Source organism: Bacteroidales bacterium (genome assembly GCA_013314715.1).
GTDB lineage: Bacteria > Bacteroidota > Bacteroidia > Bacteroidales > GWA2-32-17 > Ch61.
In genome coordinates this window covers 1-17,941 of the sequence record JABUFC010000025.1, presented here as the reverse complement: position 1 = coordinate 17,941, position 17,941 = coordinate 1, and the positions used below count along the sequence as shown (strand labels likewise).

Annotated in this window: 26 protein-coding genes; 25 read left to right on the top strand and 1 reads right to left on the bottom strand. The window is 35.1% G+C overall.

Going from position 1 to position 17,941, the window contains the following annotated elements; translation table 11 throughout:
• The 25 genes from rpsS to rplQ are packed head-to-tail and all read left to right on the top strand — an operon-like array spanning position 1 to position 11,829.
• Entirely contained in the window at positions 1-273 is a 273-nt protein-coding gene (gene rpsS / locus HPY79_07340; protein NSW45610.1) for a 30S ribosomal protein S19, read from the top strand.
• A 17-nt stretch (positions 274-290) separates the two neighbouring features.
• Positions 291-710, top strand: a complete 420-nt coding sequence (gene rplV, locus HPY79_07335) for a 50S ribosomal protein L22 (protein NSW45609.1) — start codon at positions 291-293, stop codon at positions 708-710.
• The gene (gene rpsC / locus HPY79_07330; protein ID NSW45608.1) at positions 710-1,411 is read left to right on the top strand and encodes a 30S ribosomal protein S3; all 702 of its coding nucleotides are present in this window, start codon (positions 710-712) and stop codon (positions 1,409-1,411) included. The genes rplV and rpsC overlap by 1 nt, the downstream gene beginning before the upstream one ends.
• A gap of 16 nt (positions 1,412-1,427) precedes the next feature.
• Positions 1,428-1,853: a 50S ribosomal protein L16 gene (rplP, locus tag HPY79_07325; protein NSW45607.1), complete on the top strand. Its 426-nt coding sequence runs from the start codon at positions 1,428-1,430 to the stop codon at positions 1,851-1,853.
• 2 nt (positions 1,854-1,855) lie between these two features.
• Positions 1,856-2,059 carry a 50S ribosomal protein L29 gene (rpmC, locus tag HPY79_07320; protein ID NSW45606.1) on the top strand — a complete coding sequence of 68 codons (204 nt, stop codon included), beginning with the start codon at positions 1,856-1,858 and terminating at the stop codon, positions 2,057-2,059.
• 11 nt (positions 2,060-2,070) lie between these two features.
• Positions 2,071-2,328, top strand: a complete 258-nt coding sequence (gene rpsQ, locus HPY79_07315) for a 30S ribosomal protein S17 (GenBank protein NSW45605.1) — start codon at positions 2,071-2,073, stop codon at positions 2,326-2,328.
• A gap of 2 nt (positions 2,329-2,330) precedes the next feature.
• Positions 2,331-2,699, top strand: a complete 369-nt coding sequence (rplN, locus tag HPY79_07310; GenBank protein NSW45604.1) for a 50S ribosomal protein L14 — start codon at positions 2,331-2,333, stop codon at positions 2,697-2,699.
• Positions 2,700-2,724: 25 nt separating this feature from the next.
• Positions 2,725-3,036, top strand: a complete 312-nt coding sequence (gene rplX, locus HPY79_07305) for a 50S ribosomal protein L24 (GenBank protein NSW45603.1) — start codon at positions 2,725-2,727, stop codon at positions 3,034-3,036.
• Complete coding sequence (gene rplE / locus HPY79_07300; protein NSW45602.1) at positions 3,036-3,593, top strand: 50S ribosomal protein L5; 558 nt, start codon at positions 3,036-3,038, stop codon at positions 3,591-3,593. The genes rplX and rplE overlap by 1 nt, the downstream gene beginning before the upstream one ends.
• A gap of 3 nt (positions 3,594-3,596) precedes the next feature.
• Positions 3,597-3,866 carry a 30S ribosomal protein S14 gene (gene rpsN, locus HPY79_07295; GenBank protein NSW45601.1) on the top strand — a complete coding sequence of 90 codons (270 nt, stop codon included), beginning with the start codon at positions 3,597-3,599 and terminating at the stop codon, positions 3,864-3,866.
• A gap of 20 nt (positions 3,867-3,886) precedes the next feature.
• On the top strand, positions 3,887-4,282 hold the full coding sequence (rpsH, locus tag HPY79_07290; protein NSW45600.1) for a 30S ribosomal protein S8: 396 nt from the start codon (positions 3,887-3,889) through the stop codon (positions 4,280-4,282).
• Between the two features lie 19 nt (positions 4,283-4,301).
• Positions 4,302-4,853 carry a 50S ribosomal protein L6 gene (gene rplF / locus HPY79_07285; GenBank protein NSW45599.1) on the top strand — a complete coding sequence of 184 codons (552 nt, stop codon included), beginning with the start codon at positions 4,302-4,304 and terminating at the stop codon, positions 4,851-4,853.
• A 9-nt stretch (positions 4,854-4,862) separates the two neighbouring features.
• Positions 4,863-5,219: a 50S ribosomal protein L18 gene (locus tag HPY79_07280; protein NSW45598.1), complete on the top strand. Its 357-nt coding sequence runs from the start codon at positions 4,863-4,865 to the stop codon at positions 5,217-5,219.
• A 5-nt stretch (positions 5,220-5,224) separates the two neighbouring features.
• The gene (gene rpsE / locus HPY79_07275) at positions 5,225-5,740 is read left to right on the top strand and encodes a 30S ribosomal protein S5 (protein ID NSW45597.1); all 516 of its coding nucleotides are present in this window, start codon (positions 5,225-5,227) and stop codon (positions 5,738-5,740) included.
• Positions 5,741-5,748: 8 nt separating this feature from the next.
• Positions 5,749-5,931 (top strand): 50S ribosomal protein L30, encoded by a 183-nt coding sequence (rpmD, locus tag HPY79_07270; protein NSW45596.1) that lies wholly within the window; start codon positions 5,749-5,751, stop codon positions 5,929-5,931.
• 11 nt (positions 5,932-5,942) lie between these two features.
• Positions 5,943-6,392, top strand: coding sequence for a 50S ribosomal protein L15 (gene rplO, locus HPY79_07265; protein ID NSW45595.1), 450 nt, complete (start codon positions 5,943-5,945; stop codon positions 6,390-6,392).
• Between the two features lie 3 nt (positions 6,393-6,395).
• Entirely contained in the window at positions 6,396-7,727 is a 1,332-nt protein-coding gene (gene secY / locus HPY79_07260; protein ID NSW45594.1) for a preprotein translocase subunit SecY, read from the top strand.
• Positions 7,728-7,748: 21 nt separating this feature from the next.
• Positions 7,749-8,513, top strand: coding sequence for a type I methionyl aminopeptidase (map, locus tag HPY79_07255; protein ID NSW45593.1), 765 nt, complete (start codon positions 7,749-7,751; stop codon positions 8,511-8,513).
• Between the two features lie 9 nt (positions 8,514-8,522).
• A complete protein-coding gene (gene infA, locus HPY79_07250) occupies positions 8,523-8,741 on the top strand; it encodes a translation initiation factor IF-1 (protein ID NSW45592.1) in 219 nt (72 codons plus the stop codon).
• 12 nt (positions 8,742-8,753) lie between these two features.
• Positions 8,754-8,870, top strand: a complete 117-nt coding sequence (gene rpmJ / locus HPY79_07245; protein NSW45591.1) for a 50S ribosomal protein L36 — start codon at positions 8,754-8,756, stop codon at positions 8,868-8,870.
• Positions 8,871-8,907: 37 nt separating this feature from the next.
• Positions 8,908-9,285 carry a 30S ribosomal protein S13 gene (gene rpsM / locus HPY79_07240; GenBank protein ID NSW45590.1) on the top strand — a complete coding sequence of 126 codons (378 nt, stop codon included), beginning with the start codon at positions 8,908-8,910 and terminating at the stop codon, positions 9,283-9,285.
• A gap of 12 nt (positions 9,286-9,297) precedes the next feature.
• Positions 9,298-9,690, top strand: coding sequence for a 30S ribosomal protein S11 (gene rpsK, locus HPY79_07235; protein NSW45589.1), 393 nt, complete (start codon positions 9,298-9,300; stop codon positions 9,688-9,690).
• 23 nt (positions 9,691-9,713) lie between these two features.
• The gene (gene rpsD / locus HPY79_07230) at positions 9,714-10,319 is read left to right on the top strand and encodes a 30S ribosomal protein S4 (protein NSW45588.1); all 606 of its coding nucleotides are present in this window, start codon (positions 9,714-9,716) and stop codon (positions 10,317-10,319) included.
• Between the two features lie 15 nt (positions 10,320-10,334).
• Entirely contained in the window at positions 10,335-11,327 is a 993-nt protein-coding gene (locus HPY79_07225; GenBank protein NSW45587.1) for a DNA-directed RNA polymerase subunit alpha, read from the top strand.
• Between the two features lie 4 nt (positions 11,328-11,331).
• The gene (gene rplQ / locus HPY79_07220) at positions 11,332-11,829 is read left to right on the top strand and encodes a 50S ribosomal protein L17 (protein ID NSW45586.1); all 498 of its coding nucleotides are present in this window, start codon (positions 11,332-11,334) and stop codon (positions 11,827-11,829) included.
• A 637-nt stretch (positions 11,830-12,466) separates the two neighbouring features.
• Here rplQ and HPY79_07215 read toward each other — a convergent pair.
• The gene (locus tag HPY79_07215; GenBank protein ID NSW45585.1) at positions 12,467-17,758 is read right to left on the bottom strand and encodes a PKD domain-containing protein; all 5,292 of its coding nucleotides are present in this window, start codon (positions 17,756-17,758) and stop codon (positions 12,467-12,469) included.
• Positions 17,759-17,941: the final 183 nt, after the last annotated feature.

Sequence of the window (17,941 nt, the reverse complement as noted above, 5' to 3'; positions counted from 1 at the left end):
ATGAGTAGATCATTAAAAAAAGGTCCTTATATTTATTATAAGCTCGAAAAAAAAGTAATACAAATGCAAGAAAGCGGAAAACGTCAACCAATAAAAACATGGTCACGTGCTTCTGTTATATCTCCTGACTTTGTGGGTTTAACTATCAATGTTCACAACGGTAATAAATTTATACCCGTATATGTTACCGAAAATATGGTAGGACATAAACTTGGAGAATTTGCGCCTACACGTATTTTTAGAGGTCATGCTGGAAATAAAAAGAATAAATAATAGAAAAAAATAAAACTATGGGTTCCAGAAAAAAAATATCGGCCGATGCCCGTAAAGAGCAACAAAAAAATATGGTAGTTGCACGATTAAAAAATTATCCCACATCACCTCGTAAAATGAGATTAATTGCCGACTTAATCAGAGGAGTAGATGTAAAACGTGCACTCGATATACTTAAATATACTGAAAAAGCTCAAGCCTTAACACTCGAAAAATTATTACTATCTGCTATCGCAAATTGGCAAGTTAAAAACGAAGGCGTACGTATCGAGGATGCAAATCTTTATGTAAAAGAAATTTATGTAGATTCTGCAACAATGTTAAAACGTTTAAGACCTGCACCACAAGGTAGAGCTTATCGAATCAGAAAAAGATCGAATCATGTTACGCTTATTTTAGGAAGTAATTATAGTCAAACACAAAATCAAGAAGCTTAATGGGACAAAAAGTTAATCCAATCAGTAATCGTTTAGGAATTATCCTTGGATGGGATTCCAATTGGTATGGTGGTCGTAAATATGGCGATAAAATTGTAGAAGACTACAAAATACGTAAATATTTACGCACACGTTTAGCTAAAGCGAGTGTTTCAAAAATTGTTATTGAACGTACACTTAAATTGTTAAACGTTACAATACATACTGCACGTCCCGGAACAATAATCGGTAAAGCTGGACAAGAAGTCGATAAATTAAAAGAAGAAATCAAAAAAATTACCGGTAAAGAAGTGCAATTAAATATATTTGAAATAAAACGTCCCGAAGTCGATGCATATTTAGTTGCAAGCAATATAGCCCGTCAAATTGAAGGCAAAGTTGCATATCGTAGAGCTATTAAAATGGCTATTGCATCTGCTATACGTATGGGAGCCGAAGGTATAAAAGTTACCATCTCTGGGCGTATTAATGGAGCTGAAATGGCTCGTAGAGAGACTTACAAAGAAGGTCGTATACCCTTACATACATTCAGAGCGGATATTGATTATGCTTTAGCAGAAGCATTAACAAAAACAGGTTTAATGGGCATTAAGACATGGATTTGCAAAGGAGAAGTATACGGTAAACGCGAAATTGCTCCTGTAAGCGAATCCAAACAAAATAAACCCAAACCTAAAGGATTTCAAAGACGTAAAAAATAATTTAAAATAAATTACCATGTTACAGCCTAGCAAGACAAAATACAGAAGGCAACAAAAAGGAAGAATGAAAGGTGTTGCACAACGCGGAACAACACTAGCTTTCGGACAGTTTGGAATAAAAACTTTAGAACAAGCGTGGATAACGAGCCGTCAAATTGAAGCAGCACGTCAAGCTATTACACGTTATATGAAACGTGAAGGTCAATTGTGGATAAGAATATTTCCCGATAAACCTATTACAAAGAAACCCGCAGAAGTTCGTATGGGTAAAGGTAAAGGTGCCCCCGAAGGCTTCGTTGCCCCTGTTACACCAGGTCGTATTTTGTTCGAAATTGACGGTGTATCATTAGAAGTTGCAAAAGAAGCTTTACGTTTAGGTGCACAAAAATTGCCCGTTAATACTAAGTTAATTATTCACCCAAACTATACTGAAACTTTATAATTATGAAAAAAGTTGAAATAATAGACTTAACAACCAAAGAACTCATCGAAAAAATTCAAGATGAAAAGATGATGCTTACCAAAATGAAACTTAATCATCATATTAATCCTCTTGATAATCCGATGAAAATTCGTCAAACACGTCGCACTATTGCACGTTTGATGACTGAGTTACGTAAACGTCAATTAAAAGAACAAAATAAATAGATTTCTTAAGCATGGAAAATAGAAATTCAAGAAAAGTTCGTATAGGTGTTGTTGTTAGCAATAAAATGAATAAATCTATTGTTGTTGCTGAACAACGAAAAGTAAAACACCCAAAATACGGTAAATTTGTTAACAAAACTACACGCTACATGGCACACGATGAAAAAAATGAAAGCAACATTGGCGATGTAGTAAAAATCATGGAAACCAGACCATTAAGCAAAAATAAATGCTGGCGATTAGTAGAAATAATAGAAAGAGCTAAATAATTATGATACAGCAAGAATCAAGATTAGTAGTTGCCGATAATAGCGGAGCCAAAGAAGTACTTTGTATTAGAGTACTTGGTGGTTCCGGAAAAAAATATGCCACTGTTGGCGATAAGGTTGTTGTTACTGTTAAATCGGCTATACCTTCTTCAGAAATTAAGAAGGGAACAGTTACAAAAGCTGTTGTTGTAAGAACAAAAAAAGAAATACGCCGCCGCGATGGTTCATATATCAGATTTGATGATAATGCGGTAGTATTATTAAATCAGGCCGATGAAATACGCGGAACTCGTATATTTGGACCTGTAGCTCGCGAACTTCGCGAAAAACAATACATGAAAATTGTTTCATTAGCACCCGAAGTGCTTTAATACATTATACGCTATGGCAAAGAAGATGCACATAAAAAAAGGCGACACTGTTATAGTAATAGCAGGCGATTCAAAAGGTCAAGAAGGAAGAGTTCTTTCTGTTAATTACGAAAAAAATACCGCTATTGTTGAGGGTGTAAATTTAGTATCTAAGCACACAAAACCCAATGCTAAAAACCCACAAGGTGGTATACTTAAAAAAGAAGCTCCTGTTCATGTTTCTAATCTAATGTTAAAAGATCCTTCAACAGGCAAACCAACTCGTATTGGACGTCGTTTAAACAATGATAATAAATTAGTTCGTATAGCTAAAAAATCTGGAGAGGAGATTAAGTAATGGAATACGTACCATCACTCAGAAAAAAATATGCCGAGGAAATAGTTCCTGCCTTAATGAAAGAATTTCAGTATAAATCTATTATGCAGGTTCCTCGTTTAGAAAAAATTGTTGTAAATCAAGGATTAGGCGAAGCCGTTGCAGATAAAAAGCTTATTGAAATTGCAGTTAACGAAATATCTGCTATTACAGGACAAAAACCTGTAATTACAATGTCTAAAAAAGACATATCTAATTTTAAGCTTCGTAAAGGCATGCCTATCGGTGTTAAAGTTACACTTCGCAAAGATAGAATGTACGAATTTCTTGAACGTCTTATTTGTATATCATTGCCACGTATTCGCGATTTTAAAGGCGTTAATACTAAGCTTGATGGACGTGGTAATTATACATTAGGCGTATCAGAACAAATCATCTTTCCCGAAATAGACCTCGATAAAGTAGTTAAAATTAAAGGCATGGAAATTACCTTTACAACTACAGCCAAAACCGACGAGGAAGCATTCGCATTGTTAAAACATTTTGGAATTCCATTTAAAAATATTAAAAAGAATTAGAATATGGCAAAAGAATCAATGAAAGCCCGCGAACGCAAACGCAAAGCTTTGTATGATAAATACGAAGAAATTCGTAAACAACTCAAAGCTGAAGGTAATTATACAGCATTACAAAAATTACCTCGCAATAGCTCTAAAACCAGATTACATAATCGCTGTATGTTAACAGGGCGTCCCAAAGGCTATATGCGTACATTTGGCTTAAGCCGTATTACTTTCCGCGAAATGGCTTCTAATGGTCTTATTCCCGGAGTTAAAAAAGCTAGTTGGTAACCTTAAAAAATAATTATAAAATGACCGATCCAATTGCAGATTATCTGACCCGTATCAGAAATGCCGTAAAGGCAAGACATCGTGTGGTTGAAATACCAGCTTCAAATTTGAAAAAAGAAATAACCAAAATTTTATTCGAAAAAGGTTATATCTTAAATTATAAGTTTGAAGACGATGGAGTTCAGGGAACCATAAAAATCGCATTAAAATACAACCCCGATACCAAAGAATCAGCTATTAAAAACTTAAAAAGAGTAAGTACCCCTGGTTTAAGAAAATATTCACCCAGTAAAACATTACCTCGTGTACTTAACGGATTAGGAATTGCTATTATCTCTACATCTCAAGGACTGCTTACCGATAAAGAAGCTCGTCAAAAAGGAATTGGTGGAGAAATTATATGCTACGTATATTAAAAATTAAAAAATAAAGACCATGTCAAGAATAGGTAAATTACCCATACAAATACCCGATAAAGTACAAGTTACTTATCAAGACGGTGTTGTAAAAGTTAAAGGAGCTTTAGGAGAATTAACACAAAAAATAGATCCATCATTTAAAGTTAATATTGAAAACAATATTATAACAATTGAGCGTCCAAGTGATGAAAAACAACATCGAGCCTTACATGGATTATATCGCTCCTTAATAAATAATATGGTTATAGGTGTTTCGCAAGGCTGGACGATACAACAAGAAGTAGTTGGAGTTGGATATAAAGCCGAAGCTAATGGTCAGCTTTTAACTCTCTCGTTGGGATATTCGCACGATATTATTTTCGAAATGCCCAAAGAAGTTACAGTAACAGCAGTAACAGAACGTAGAGGTAATCCTATTATCACACTAAAAAGTGCGGATAAACAACTCGTAGGGCAAATTGCAGCCAAAATACGTTCGTATCGTGAACCCGAACCATATAAAGGTAAAGGTATTAAATTCGTTGGAGAAGTATTACGTCGTAAAGCAGGAAAATCTGCTGCTAAATAATATTAAACTATGGCAAACACAAAATTAGAACGCAGAAAAAAAATTAAAATGAGAATCCGTAAAAAAATTTACGGAACAACCGAAAAACCTAGAATGTCAGTTTTTCGCAGCAATAGCCATATTTCTGTTCAAATCATTGACGATTTAAACGGAAAAACTTTGGTTTCTGCATCATCCAGAGTAAAAGAAATTATGCAAATTCAAGGTAATAAAACTCAAAAAGCTGCTGAGGTTGGTAAATTAATCGCAAAAAAAGCTATCGAAGCCGGTATTACATCTGTTGTATTCGATAGAAATGGTTATTTATACCATGGAAGAGTTAAATCTTTGGCTGATGCTGCTCGCGAAGGAGGACTTAAATTTTAATGCTTATGTTAACAGGAATTAGAAAAATAAAAACAACCGACTTAGAATTAAAAGACCGCTTAGTCGCTGTAAATAGAGTTACCAAAGTAACAAAAGGTGGTCGTCATTTTAGCTTTGCAGCTATCGTTGTTGTAGGCAACGAAAATGGTATTGTTGGTTATGGCTTAGGTAAAGCTAACGAAGTAACCACAGCAATTGCTAAAGCTGTTGAAGAAGCAAAAAAGAATTTAATAAAAGTCCCCATATTAAAAGGTACTATACCACACGAACAAGAAGCTAAATTTGGTGGTGCTCATGTATTTCTTAAACCTGCATCCAGTGGTACAGGTGTAAAAGCCGGTGGTGCTATGCGTGCAGTTTTAGAAAGCGTTGGTATAAAAGATGTGCTTGCTAAATCTAAAGGAAGCTCCAATCCTCATAATTTAGTTAAAGCTACTATTAAAGCTCTTACAGAAATGAGAGACGCATATACAGTAGCTCAACAACGAAATATTCCAATTGATAAAGTTTTTAACGGTTAAGCTAGCTAATTATGAAAAGAGTTAAAATTACACAAACCAAAAGTAGAATCGGACAAGATCCCAGACAACGTGCAACACTCGATGCGCTAGGTTTAAAAAGAATGCATCAAACTGTTGAACACGAAGCTACACCACAAATCGAAGGGATGATTAAAAAAGTTAAACATTTAATTAAAGTTGAATATTTATAAAAATTGAAGATATGGATTTAAGTAATTTAAAACCGGCTGAAGGTTCAGTACATCGTGAAAAAAAACGTTTAGGACGTGGTGAAGGTTCTGGTAAAGGAGGTACATCTACACGTGGTCATAAAGGTGCTAAATCACGTTCGGGCTATAGTCGAAAAAGAGGTTTTGAAGGAGGTCAAATGCCTTTACAACGTACATCCCCAAAGTTTGGATTCAAAAATATTAACCGTAAAGAATATAAAGCCGTTAATATTGCAGTTATTGAACAATTAGTTAACGATACCAATGTTACGGTTATTGATCCTGAATTAATGTACGAATATGGATTAATACCTAAAAACTGTTTAGTAAAAATATTAGGTGTTGGTACATTAACAAAAAAGGTTGAAGTTAAAGCACATGCTTTTAGTGCAACTGCCGAAAAAGCAATTTTAGCTGTTGATGGTAAAGTGACTAAATTATAGTACATGAAACGATTTATCGAAATATTAAAAAATATATATAAAATTGAAGAGTTAAGAACTCGTATTTTTTATACTCTTGGAATTTTATTGATTTATAGATTGGGTTCATTTGTGGTATTACCTGGTATTGACCCATCACAATTAGAAAATTTAAAACGTCAAACATCTGAAGGCGTATTAGGGTTATTAGATATGTTCTCAGGTGGAGCATTTTCTAATGCTTCTATTTTTGCATTGGGTATTATGCCTTACATTTCAGCTTCTATTGTTGTACAACTTTTGGGAATTGCTATTCCATACTTTCAACGTTTACAAAAAGAAGGTGAAAGTGGACGTAAAAAAATTAACCAAATTACTCGTTATTTAACTGTTCTCATACTCTTTTTGCAAGCTCCTAGTTACTTAACCAATTTACATTATCAGCTACCCGAATCTGCTTTTGTTATAAGTGGAAGAGCCTTTACTATTTCCAGTATGATTATACTAACAGCTGGAACTATTTTTGTTATGTGGTTAGGCGAAAAAATAACCGATAAAGGAATAGGTAATGGTATTTCTCTTATCATCATGATAGGTATTATTGCTCGCTTGCCCATGGCTTTTGGAGCTGAATTTGCATCACGCTTACAAGGAAATGGTGGACTAATTGTATTATTAATTGAAATTTTATTCTTATTGTTAGTTATTGCTGGAAGTATTTTATTAGTTCAAGGAACTCGTCGAATTCCTGTACAATATGCAAAACGTATTGTTGGTAATAAACAATATGGTGGAGTTCGTCAATATATTCCTTTAAAAATAAATGCTGCAGGTGTTATGCCCATTATTTTTGCACAGGCACTTATGTTTATACCTACCATTATCATTGGATTTACAAATTCAACATCGGGTTTTGCAGCGTCGTTTACACGTTACACAAGTTTTTGGTATAATTTTCTATTTTTCATACTTATCATTATTTTCACATATTTTTATACTGCCATTATTATGAACCCTATTCAAATGGCGGATGATATGAAAAAAAATGGTGGATTTATACCAGGTGTGAAACCAGGTAAAAAAACTGCTGAATTTATTGATACCATCATGTCGCGAATCACATTACCAGGTTCTGTGTTTTTAGGTATTGTAGCTATTATGCCAGCATTTGCTGTATTGCTTGGAATTAATAATCAATTTGCACAATTTTTCGGTGGAACATCATTATTAATTTTGGTTGGTGTAGTATTAGATACATTGCAACAAATAGAAAGCCATTTAATTATGCGTCATTACGATGGTTTTACCAAAAGTGGTCGTATAAAAGGACGTTCAGCAGGTGTTGCTGCAATGTAGTTTAATAAATTAGGTTCTTTGATGATTTTTATTAAAACAGCGGAAGAAATTGCAATAATGAAAGAAAGTGCAGAAATTCTATCTCAAACATTTGGTTTTATCAAACAATTTATAAAACCAGGTGTAAAAACTAAAGATATAGATATAGCTGCAGAAGAGTTCATTCTTTCAAAAGGTGCAAAGCCAAATTTTAAGGGATATAGTGGGTATCCTGCTACATTATGTATATCTGTTAATCATCAGGTAGTACATGGAATACCTTCTAATTATACCTTAAAAGAAGGCGATATTATTTCCGTTGATGGAGGTGTTAAGTATAAAGGTTATCATTCCGATATGGCCTATACGTTTATAGTGGGCAATGTACACCCAAATGTTCAGAAATTGGTTAATGTTACCAAAGAATGTTTATATTTGGGCATAAACGAAGCTAAAGTTGGAAAAAGAATTGGTGATATAGGATCTGCCATACAAACGTATGCCGAAAGAAATGGTTTCTCAGTAGTTCGAGAATTAGTTGGACATGGTATCGGAAAATCTTTACACGAAGAACCTCAAATTCCTAACTATGGCAAAGCTGGAAAAGGTGTTGCATTAAAAGAAGGAATGACCATTGCAATTGAGCCAATGATTAATATGGGCAAAAAAGACGTGTTTCAAGAAAGCGATGGTTGGACAATAGTTACTAAAGACTTGTTACCTAGTGCACACTTTGAACACACTGTTGCCATATTAAAAGATAAAACAGAAATATTAACAACATATAAATATATAGAAAACAATTAAAATGTAAGTATGGCAAAACAACCGTCCATAGAATTAGATGGAACCATTATAGAAGCATTATCGAATGCGATGTTTCGAGTGCAGTTAGAAAATGGTCACATCATTACAGCGCATATTTCTGGAAAAATGCGAATGAATTATATTCGTATTTTACCTGGAGATAAAGTACGCGTTGAAATGTCGCCATACGATTTAACAAAGGGAAGAATAAGTTTTAGATACAAATAAAATTAAAGAAAAATGAAAGTAAGAACCTCTATTAAAAAGCGAAGTGAAGACTGCCAGATTGTAAGACGTAAAGGTCGTCTTTATGTTATTAGCAAAAAAAATCCTAAGTATAAACAACGTCAAGGATAATTTATTAATTTTGTAACCTTTTTAAAGAAAAAATAATATGGCACGTATCGCAGGTGTAGACATACCGGATAAGAAAAGAGGCGAAATATCGCTTACGTACATTTTTGGCATTGGCCGTAGTACAGCAAAGAAAATTTTAAAAGAAACAGGTGTTGATCCAAACCTAAAAGTTGAAAAATGGAACGACGAGCAAATGACAAAAATAAGAAATTACATTGCTCAAAACCTTAAAATAGAAGGTGAGTTACGTTCCGAAGTTCAACTAAATATTAAACGTTTAATGGATATTGGTTGTTATCGCGGTGTTCGTCATAGAGCAGGCTTACCTGTTCGTGGACAAAGAACAAGAACCAATGCCCGTACACGTAGAGGAAGAAAGAAAACCGTAGCAAATAAAAAGAAAGCCACTAAATAATTGAATTGACTTATGGCAAAAAAAACAGCAAAAGTAACAAAGAAAAAAAATGTTAAAGTTGAAGCAGTTGGACAAGCACACATCCATACTTCTTTCAACAACGTAATCGTTAGCCTAACAAACAATGATGGCGAAGTTATTTCGTGGTCATCAGCAGGTAAAAACGGATTCAGAGGCTCAAAAAAGAACACTCCTTATGCTGCACAAGTAGCAGCTGAAGAAAGTGCTAAAATAGCTTACGATTTAGGATTACGTAAAGTAAAAGTATTCGTTAAAGGACCTGGAGCTGGACGTGAATCTGCTATTCGTTCTATCGCATCAGTTGGAATAGAAGTTACTGAAATCATTGACGTTACTCCATTACCCCATAATGGTTGTCGTCCTCCAAAAAGAAGAAGAGTATAGTTTAATCTTAAAATAATAGGTAAATGGCAAGATATAAAGGACCTAAAACACGCATAGCTAGAAAATTCGGTGAACCTATATACGGACCCGATAAAGTATTTGAACGCAAAAAACATCAACCTGGAATGCACGGCGTTAACCGTCGTAGAAAAACAACAGAATATGGTGTTCAGTTAAGAGAAAAACAAAAAGCAAAATATACCTACGGAGTTTTAGAACGTCAATTCCGTAGATATTTCGGCATGGCTATACGCAAAAAAGGCGTTACAGGTGAAGTATTATTACAAATACTCGAATCACGTTTAGATAATATAGTATATCGTTTAGGAATTGCACCAACGCGCGATGCAGCTCGTCAACTTGTTAGCCATCGTCACATATTAGTAAACAATAGAGTTTCTAATATCCCTTCAATGATATTAAAACCTGGTGATTTGGTATCTGTTCGTGAACGTTCAAAATCATTAGAAGTTGTTACAAATTCACTTGCTCATGCCAATCATACTAAATATCCATGGTTAGAATGGGATGCTACAACAATGACCGGTAAATATGTAATGTTACCCGAACGTGAAGCTATCCCCGAAAATATTAAAGAACAACTTATCGTCGAATTGTATTCAAAATAAAATACTTAAAATAATATGGCAATACTTGCTTTCCAAAAACCTGATAAAGTTTTAATGCTCGAGTCTACCGACAAGCACGGAAAATTCGAATTCCGTCCTTTAGAGCCTGGATACGGATTAACGGTCGGTAATGCGCTCAGAAGAGTATTACTTTCATCATTAGAAGGTTATGCAATTACACGCGTGAAAATTGATGGAGTTGACCATGAATTTTCTACTATAAAAGGGGTAGTTGAAGATGTAACTGAAATAATTTTAAACCTAAAACAAGTTCGTTTTAAAAGACAATTGGATGGTATTGATAATGAAGTTATCAATATTACCATAAGCGGACAAGATACTTTTAAGGCTGGTGATATAACCCGATTTTTGACCAGTTTTACTGTTTTAAATCCAGAATTGGAAATATGCCATATGGAACCCAATGTTAAGTTACATTTAACATTGTGGATCAATAAAGGAAGAGGTTATGTTACTGCCGAAGAAAACAAAACCGACGACATGGAAATCGGCATCATTCCAATGGATTCTATCTTTACTCCTATTAAGAATGTTAAATATTACGTTGAAAATGTTCGCGTTGAACAAAAAACCGATTTCGAAAAGCTTATTATAGAAATAGATACCGACGGTTCAATACTCCCTTTAGATGCTTTAAAAGAAGCAGCAAAGATTTTAATTTATCATTTTATGTTATTCTCCGATGAAAAAATCGGATTTGAACATGATGAACAGCTCGATAACGACGAATTCGACGAAGAAACACTCCGGATGCGTCAGTTATTAAAAACTAAATTAACAGATATGGATTTATCGGTAAGAGCACTTAACTGCTTAAAATCAGCCGATATTGAAACGTTGGGTGAATTAGTAACCTTTAATAAGAACGATTTATTAAAGTTTAGAAATTTTGGTAAAAAATCATTAACTGAACTTGAGGACCTTTTAACTAATATGGGACTAATGTTCGGTATGGATATTTCTAAGTATAAATTAGACAAAGATTAAAGCAATGAGACACGGAAAGAAAATTAATCATTTAGGAAGAACCAGTTCGCACCGTAAGGCTATGTTAGCCAATATGGCTGTTTCTCTTATTCTTCATAAAGGAATTACTACAACGGTAGCAAAAGCAAAGGCTTTGAGAACTTTTGTTGAGCCTTTAATTACAAAATCTAAAGAAGATACCACAGCGAATAGACGCCATGTATTCAGCAGCTTAAAAGATAAAAAAGCTGTTAGCGAATTGTTTAAGGAAATTTCAAAAAAGGTTGCTGATAGACCAGGTGGATATACACGTATTTTAAAACTGGAATCAAGACCTGGTGATAATGCAAAACTGTGTAGAATCGAATTAGTTGATTACAATGAAAATATGTTATCAGCTAAAACAGAAACAACAAAAGCTAAGAAACCACGTACTCGACGTGCTGGTGGAGCTAAGAAAAAAGCTACAACTAATTCAGAAAATACGGCTGCTGATAATAACGACACAAACACACAAGAATAATTTTACAATATTTATATGTCTAAAAAAGTGGCTGCCTCAAAAAGGTAGCCTTTTTTTATTCTATAAAGCAGCGATTATTTGTAATTACTATTCATATCTGATATATAATGCGTATAATGAAGATATGTGACCTTTGCAAAACTAAAATAAAACAACAGTATTCGTTATTGCAATAAAAAAATCAATCTTATTTTCAATAATTTATAGATTGCTTCACTACGTGCGAAAAAACGAAAAAGAAGTTTTGCAAAAAAAAATACAATCAGGCTAATAAAAATAGTAATATTTTTAGAAGAATAAACCCTACACCCACCGTCATATCAAGCCTGTCGAGGTATAACCATTCACAAACCTTAATAAGCATTGGAGTCATTCTTCGACAAGCTCAGAATGACGACAAAAGGGTTGGCCTCGACCAAAAAAAGAAGTGTTACAAAGGTCTTGATATTTACTTTACATTGGTTAATTCAAAGTTAACCAATAGGAGCGAACTATGAGACGAACTACTTGATTTAGTTAGGATGATTCCGATTTAGTAATTGATTCAATTCTAAAGTTTTAAAATGAATTAAAAGCACTTTATCGATTACGCATTTAAAAATGAATATTTAGGACAAAGTAAATTTAAACAATTTTATTATCGAATAATGTTTATGGCACCGGTTTCTTCGTGTAATCTATGTTGATCGTCTCTAAATAAAACCCTCCATGTATAGGTGCCAACTGGGGCAATTTCTCCGCCTTTAACGCTACCATCCCATTTGTCACTTTGTTCAGCATCTAAATAGAATTTATCTGAGCTCCAAATAACCTCGCCCCAACGGTCATAAACTTCAATTTTGAAATCTTCTTCAATAATAGAATGAGCCATGATATAAAAGTAGTCGTTTATTCCATCGCCATTTGGACTAAAACCGGTAGGTGCGTAAAAGGTATATTCTTTTAAAACTTTTATGATGGCTTTAGCTGAATCAATACAACCTTTATCGCTATATGCCAGAAGCAACACTTCATAATTACCTGCTTGTGGGAAACGATGAGACGGATTCATCAGATTGGTGGAATCACCGTCACCAAAAATCCAACGATAAGCTATAGCTAAGGTAGATAAATTGGTGAAATCAATAACGGGTTTAACTTCCGATACATATTCAGGATTCCAGATAAATTGCGCATTGGGGGCAGGCCATACAGTTATCATATTATTATAGGTTGCTACCGTTTTACATCCTTCGGGTGAAGTAACGGTGAGTGTTACATTAAACGTGCCCGGTTGAGTGTAAGTATGAGTTGGATTTTTAGCTAAGGAAAGGTTACTTTGATCGCCAAAATCCCAAACATAAGTGCGACCACTATCGGGGTTAACCTCAATAAAATGAACCGTCAATGGTTCACAACCTTGAACGGTATCGGCAAGTGCTCCAGCAGGTGGTAATGGTAAAACGGTGATGGTTACACCGGCTGAGTCCGAAGTGCCACATGCATCTTCGGCTTTTATCCAATAATAACCGGTATGGTTAGGATAAATGTATATCGGGTTAGTTACTATATCACCATTTTGATTATAAAGTGTGTAAGGAGCACCAACACCCCCATATACGACAGGGCTTAATAATACAACTTCACCCGGACATATTCGGGTAGGGTTAGCAATTAAATCGACATGAAGAGGTCCAGATACATAAACAGTAGTTGATAATTGGTTGCTCATACAGCCATTGGCATCAATAGCATACGCTGAATAAGTAACTGTATTTTGAGGATTAATGGTTATTGTTGCATTCGAAGCCTGATTGTTCCAATAATATGTATAAGGAGCTGTGCCACCGGTTGCTGTTATATTTAGCGTGGCAGATTGTCCAAAGCATATTGATTGACTTGGGGTAATAGCAATAGTTAACTCGTTGGGTGAACTTATAGAAGTGCCATCTGTTATACTACATCCACCGGCATCGGTTATCGTAACAAAGTAGTCGCCTGCAGGAATATTGATTAAATCTTCTACGGTTGCACCATTGTTCCAATGGTATGTGTAAGGAGAGGTTCCTCCATTGACAGTTAAATTAATACTTCCGGATGTTTGACCATAACAAACAATATCAGTCTTAGTAATGGAAGAAGTCATTCCGCTTGGGTTAGTAACCTGAATGGAAGTTGGGCTTGAAGTACAACCATTTTCGCTAACAGTTAGGGTAATGGTATATGTTCCTGGTGTAGTCCACGATACAATATGAGGGCCTATGCCATTACCTGGTATTGCATTGCCGCCATCCCACGACCAATTGAACGAAGCGTTAGAGCTTCCTGTTCCAGTATAGGTTATAGTAGAGCTGCCTCCCATACAGTTAATAGTTGTAGCTGTAAATGAACTGGTTGGAGCAGTATAGAAATTGACTTGAACGGTATCTGAACCCGTACAGTTGCTCGAAACTGTTTCGGTCCATATAAAGTGATAAGTACCGGGGGTACTAACATTTACTGTTGCTTGAGGATCGGTATTGGATGAGAATGTTGCACTGCCGGGTCCGTTAAATGTCCAAACACCAGTGCTGCCGCCTGAAGGAATTGCATTAAGCGTATAAGTGAATCCACAAGTGTTTCCGTCAATTCCAGCATTTGCATTGGGGTTGTTGGTAACATTTACAGTAACTTGTGCGGAACCTGAGCATCCATCGCTATTAGTAACAGTAACAGAGAAGTTTCCTGCTGTATTTACTGTTATTGTTTGAGTTTGTGCATTATTGCTCCATAGGTATGAAGCATAACCGTTCCCGGCATCAAGTGTTGTAGATGAACCTGCACAAATGTTTGTATTCCCTGTTATTGTAGGTGTGGGATTGGTAGATACCTGCACATTAACCTGATCAATACCAGTACATCCACTTGCGTCCGATACAGTTACTGAGTATTGACCAGCGGTTGTAACAGTGATGGTTTGTGTTGTTTCTGTTGTGCTCCATTGATAACTGGCATAACCGGTTCCTGCATCTAAAATTGTTGAAGCGCCAGAGCAAATTGCTAAGGTTCCAATAATGTTTGGTGATAAACTATTTGATTGAGTAACGTTAACCGATGCCACACCGGTACATCCATTTGCATTTGTAACCGTTACCGAATACGGTCCAGCTGTATTTACGCTAATGGTTTGGGTAGTAGCATTATTTGACCACAGATATGAGCTATAACTTCCTGCATCGAGGGTAGTTGAACTTCCGACACAAAAAGTGGTTGAGCCTGATATGGTTGGAGTAGGGTTGGGGCTTCCTGCATTTACGGTAATAGTAGCCGTTGCGGTACATGTTGAATTGGTAGCATCAGTTACAGTTACGTTGTAAGTTCCAGGAGCTAAATTGCTGGGGTCTTCTACATTGGAGGTAAAACCATTAGGTCCAGTCCAATGATAGGTATAGGTACTGGTTCCATTAACGGTTAGATTGATGGCTCCATTATTTGAACCGATACAAGTTTCATTGGTAACTGTATTCGAAAGTGTAGGTGGTGTGCAGTTACCGCATGATGGTATCGAAGCGAGGTCGTTGTATGTTAGTGTATTTGTTCCGTCTGTAACTTGTAATGGCCATGAAGAAGGTTGAGAAGCTGTATAACCAGTAGCATAGGTAGTCCATGAGGTTATGGTACATACAGGGGGATCACAGCTTAAATAGGTTCCAATTATAGGAGCTGTAACTGGAGTTCCACCACAAGCAATACATTCGGCAGCATTTGCAGGTGTAGATGTGGTTTGCGTTTGCGTTTGCCATTGTATAGTGTTACTACCACCTGAAGCTTGTAGATTCGTTCCATCAAAGCAAACAGTGATAGGTGTACATGCGAGTACAGTGATTTCTACTGAATCTGTACCGCAGCTTAAGGTATAATAAATAGTATGGATGCCTTCTCCAGCTGCCGAAGGGTCAAAGGTACCGGCTGTTGGATTTGTAATACCGGGTCCGCTCCATGTACCACCAGAAGTGCCACCAATTAAATTAACAGGAGCATCGGTAGGGCAGAATGGACCTACTGGGCAAATATTGGCATCGCAGCATATTGGGTAATATTGAGCACAAGCACTCGCATTAATAGATTCAATTTTACCATTTCTATTGGTAGCTTGATTATCAGATTGAGCACCAACGGCAACAACTTCTCCATTATTGTTAACAGCAACATCATAAACCGTCATGCTTACATTATATTGACCTAAAATATTAAGATCAGGGTCGAACTTTATGACTTTATTCTTTGAGCCGGCATAAACATTTCCACAATTATCCACAGCAAGTCCACTATTTTCAACAACTAATGCTCCAAGAGTTGATGTAGCTCCTCCATTGGGTATATTAGCTTGAGCGATCAAACTACCGTTGAATAATGAGCGTTTATAAATTTTATCGCCGGCATGTGTATAAATGAAATTATCATTCGAAATGATTGCTTTTAATCCACCACCGTTTTGAGTCGCCGGTAAATAATTTTCACACTTGTATCCTAAATGATGCCCATTGTCAATATGAAAAACAGGTTGATCAGTTGGGCATAATGAAATATTTTGATTAATGGCACCTACTGAATTATGAGTTAGATATATGTATTTGGCATTTTTAGATGCTGAAATTGAGCGAACTTCAATTGGAGTTACAGGTGGAATTTGAACTCCTCCTATATTTGTTGTTTCAAACTCAACATGACCAAGCACGTTACCATTATTAATATCAATATCATAGATAGTTGAAGAAAAATCCATACTTAACATATTAGGAACGTATGTTCCACCAACAATAAGTTTAGTTTTATCGCAATTAAAAGTAATTGACCAATATTCGCATGAACTATTTAAGCCTGTATTTGACCATACTGAAGTTCCTGTTGAATTTATTTTTTTTATTTCTGGAGAAACTCCAGAAGTAATATAACTATTACCAGTATTATCAGTAGCTAAAGTACCAAGCCATACGCTGGCAGTATCCCAAGAAGTAGTATAGGTCCATTGAAGAACACCACTACTATTATATTTTTGTAATTTCATAGGTGTTTCACCACCTATAACATATACATTTCCCGATTGATCAGTTTCTACTTCCCATGCAGCTGTAGATGAATTAAATGTGGTACTTACAACCCAGGGATCGATAATTATAGTTTTATTTGCATTTACATGTTCAAAAAATTTAAAGCTAATTATGTTTTTATCATCAACAAATGAAGTTGTAATTTTTTGTTTATTATCGCTATAAAATGAAACTGGAGCATATTCTATTATTTGTCCTAATTTTGATTTTATAATAATATTTCCCTCTGAATTGATTTTTATGGGATGAGAATACCGGAGTTTTATTTTGGATATATCACCTCCGGGGTGAATATAAACGGAATATTTTATTCCTTCTTTGGGGTGAAATTCATATATTACATCAATGTTTGGATACAGATTTTTATATGTAATTTTTTCGTAAGAAGGTATGAAGTTTATTTCTTTCCACTGGTTATTTTTTTTATAAGAGTAGTTGTGGTAATAGGATGTTTTTTTGTCTGCAATAACTTCTACGTTGGGATTTGCATCGATCCACTCAGCTGTAATAAATTCTTTTTTTAATTTTCCACTCATTTCCTCAACTTCATGTTTATGCCATTCAGCAGCAGTTAATCCTTTTTTAGCAAATTTTTGCATCTCTTCAAATTCATTTTCTTCTTTTTCTTTTTTTTCAATGGTGATAAATCTGAAAATTAATTTATTTTTGGTAAAAAAATAGTCTTCTTTTTCTCCATCATAAGCAAAGAGTATGGGACTTTTATCAGGAATGGAATACAATGCTTCAAATTGTCCTTTATTTTCAATAAAAGCCTTTTCTTCACCCCAAGTTTTTGTCCATTGCGAAAATGATGGGTGATAAATCAATAGAAAAACTACAAAATAAAATAATCGATGCATAGTTTTAAAATTTTTCAAATATATATACAAATGTTCAAAATATAACTTTTTTATAGACGAAAAAGCAACCCAAAGGTTGCTTTTTCGCTATGTAAATTATCTTACAATCGTAACCGAACCTGTTTCTTCGTGTAACTTATCAAAACTATCTCTAAACACAGCCCTCCATGTATAGGTGCCGAT

Coding starts and splice junctions, on each gene's coding strand:
- rpsS (NSW45610.1), top strand. CDS start 1: ATGAGTAGATCATTAAAAAAAGGTCCTTATATTTATTATAAGCTCGAA.
- rplV (NSW45609.1), top strand. CDS start 291: ATGGGTTCCAGAAAAAAAATATCGGCCGATGCCCGTAAAGAGCAACAA.
- rpsC (NSW45608.1), top strand. CDS start 710: ATGGGACAAAAAGTTAATCCAATCAGTAATCGTTTAGGAATTATCCTT.
- rplP (NSW45607.1), top strand. CDS start 1,428: ATGTTACAGCCTAGCAAGACAAAATACAGAAGGCAACAAAAAGGAAGA.
- rpmC (NSW45606.1), top strand. CDS start 1,856: ATGAAAAAAGTTGAAATAATAGACTTAACAACCAAAGAACTCATCGAA.
- rpsQ (NSW45605.1), top strand. CDS start 2,071: ATGGAAAATAGAAATTCAAGAAAAGTTCGTATAGGTGTTGTTGTTAGC.
- rplN (NSW45604.1), top strand. CDS start 2,331: ATGATACAGCAAGAATCAAGATTAGTAGTTGCCGATAATAGCGGAGCC.
- rplX (NSW45603.1), top strand. CDS start 2,725: ATGCACATAAAAAAAGGCGACACTGTTATAGTAATAGCAGGCGATTCA.
- rplE (NSW45602.1), top strand. CDS start 3,036: ATGGAATACGTACCATCACTCAGAAAAAAATATGCCGAGGAAATAGTT.
- rpsN (NSW45601.1), top strand. CDS start 3,597: ATGGCAAAAGAATCAATGAAAGCCCGCGAACGCAAACGCAAAGCTTTG.
- rpsH (NSW45600.1), top strand. CDS start 3,887: ATGACCGATCCAATTGCAGATTATCTGACCCGTATCAGAAATGCCGTA.
- rplF (NSW45599.1), top strand. CDS start 4,302: ATGTCAAGAATAGGTAAATTACCCATACAAATACCCGATAAAGTACAA.
- HPY79_07280 (NSW45598.1), top strand. CDS start 4,863: ATGGCAAACACAAAATTAGAACGCAGAAAAAAAATTAAAATGAGAATC.
- rpsE (NSW45597.1), top strand. CDS start 5,225: ATGTTAACAGGAATTAGAAAAATAAAAACAACCGACTTAGAATTAAAA.
- rplO (NSW45595.1), top strand. CDS start 5,943: ATGGATTTAAGTAATTTAAAACCGGCTGAAGGTTCAGTACATCGTGAA.
- secY (NSW45594.1), top strand. CDS start 6,396: ATGAAACGATTTATCGAAATATTAAAAAATATATATAAAATTGAAGAG.
- map (NSW45593.1), top strand. CDS start 7,749: ATGATTTTTATTAAAACAGCGGAAGAAATTGCAATAATGAAAGAAAGT.
- infA (NSW45592.1), top strand. CDS start 8,523: ATGGCAAAACAACCGTCCATAGAATTAGATGGAACCATTATAGAAGCA.
- rpmJ (NSW45591.1), top strand. CDS start 8,754: ATGAAAGTAAGAACCTCTATTAAAAAGCGAAGTGAAGACTGCCAGATT.
- rpsM (NSW45590.1), top strand. CDS start 8,908: ATGGCACGTATCGCAGGTGTAGACATACCGGATAAGAAAAGAGGCGAA.
- rpsK (NSW45589.1), top strand. CDS start 9,298: ATGGCAAAAAAAACAGCAAAAGTAACAAAGAAAAAAAATGTTAAAGTT.
- rpsD (NSW45588.1), top strand. CDS start 9,714: ATGGCAAGATATAAAGGACCTAAAACACGCATAGCTAGAAAATTCGGT.
- HPY79_07225 (NSW45587.1), top strand. CDS start 10,335: ATGGCAATACTTGCTTTCCAAAAACCTGATAAAGTTTTAATGCTCGAG.
- rplQ (NSW45586.1), top strand. CDS start 11,332: ATGAGACACGGAAAGAAAATTAATCATTTAGGAAGAACCAGTTCGCAC.
- HPY79_07215 (NSW45585.1), bottom strand. CDS start 17,758: ATGCATCGATTATTTTATTTTGTAGTTTTTCTATTGATTTATCACCCA.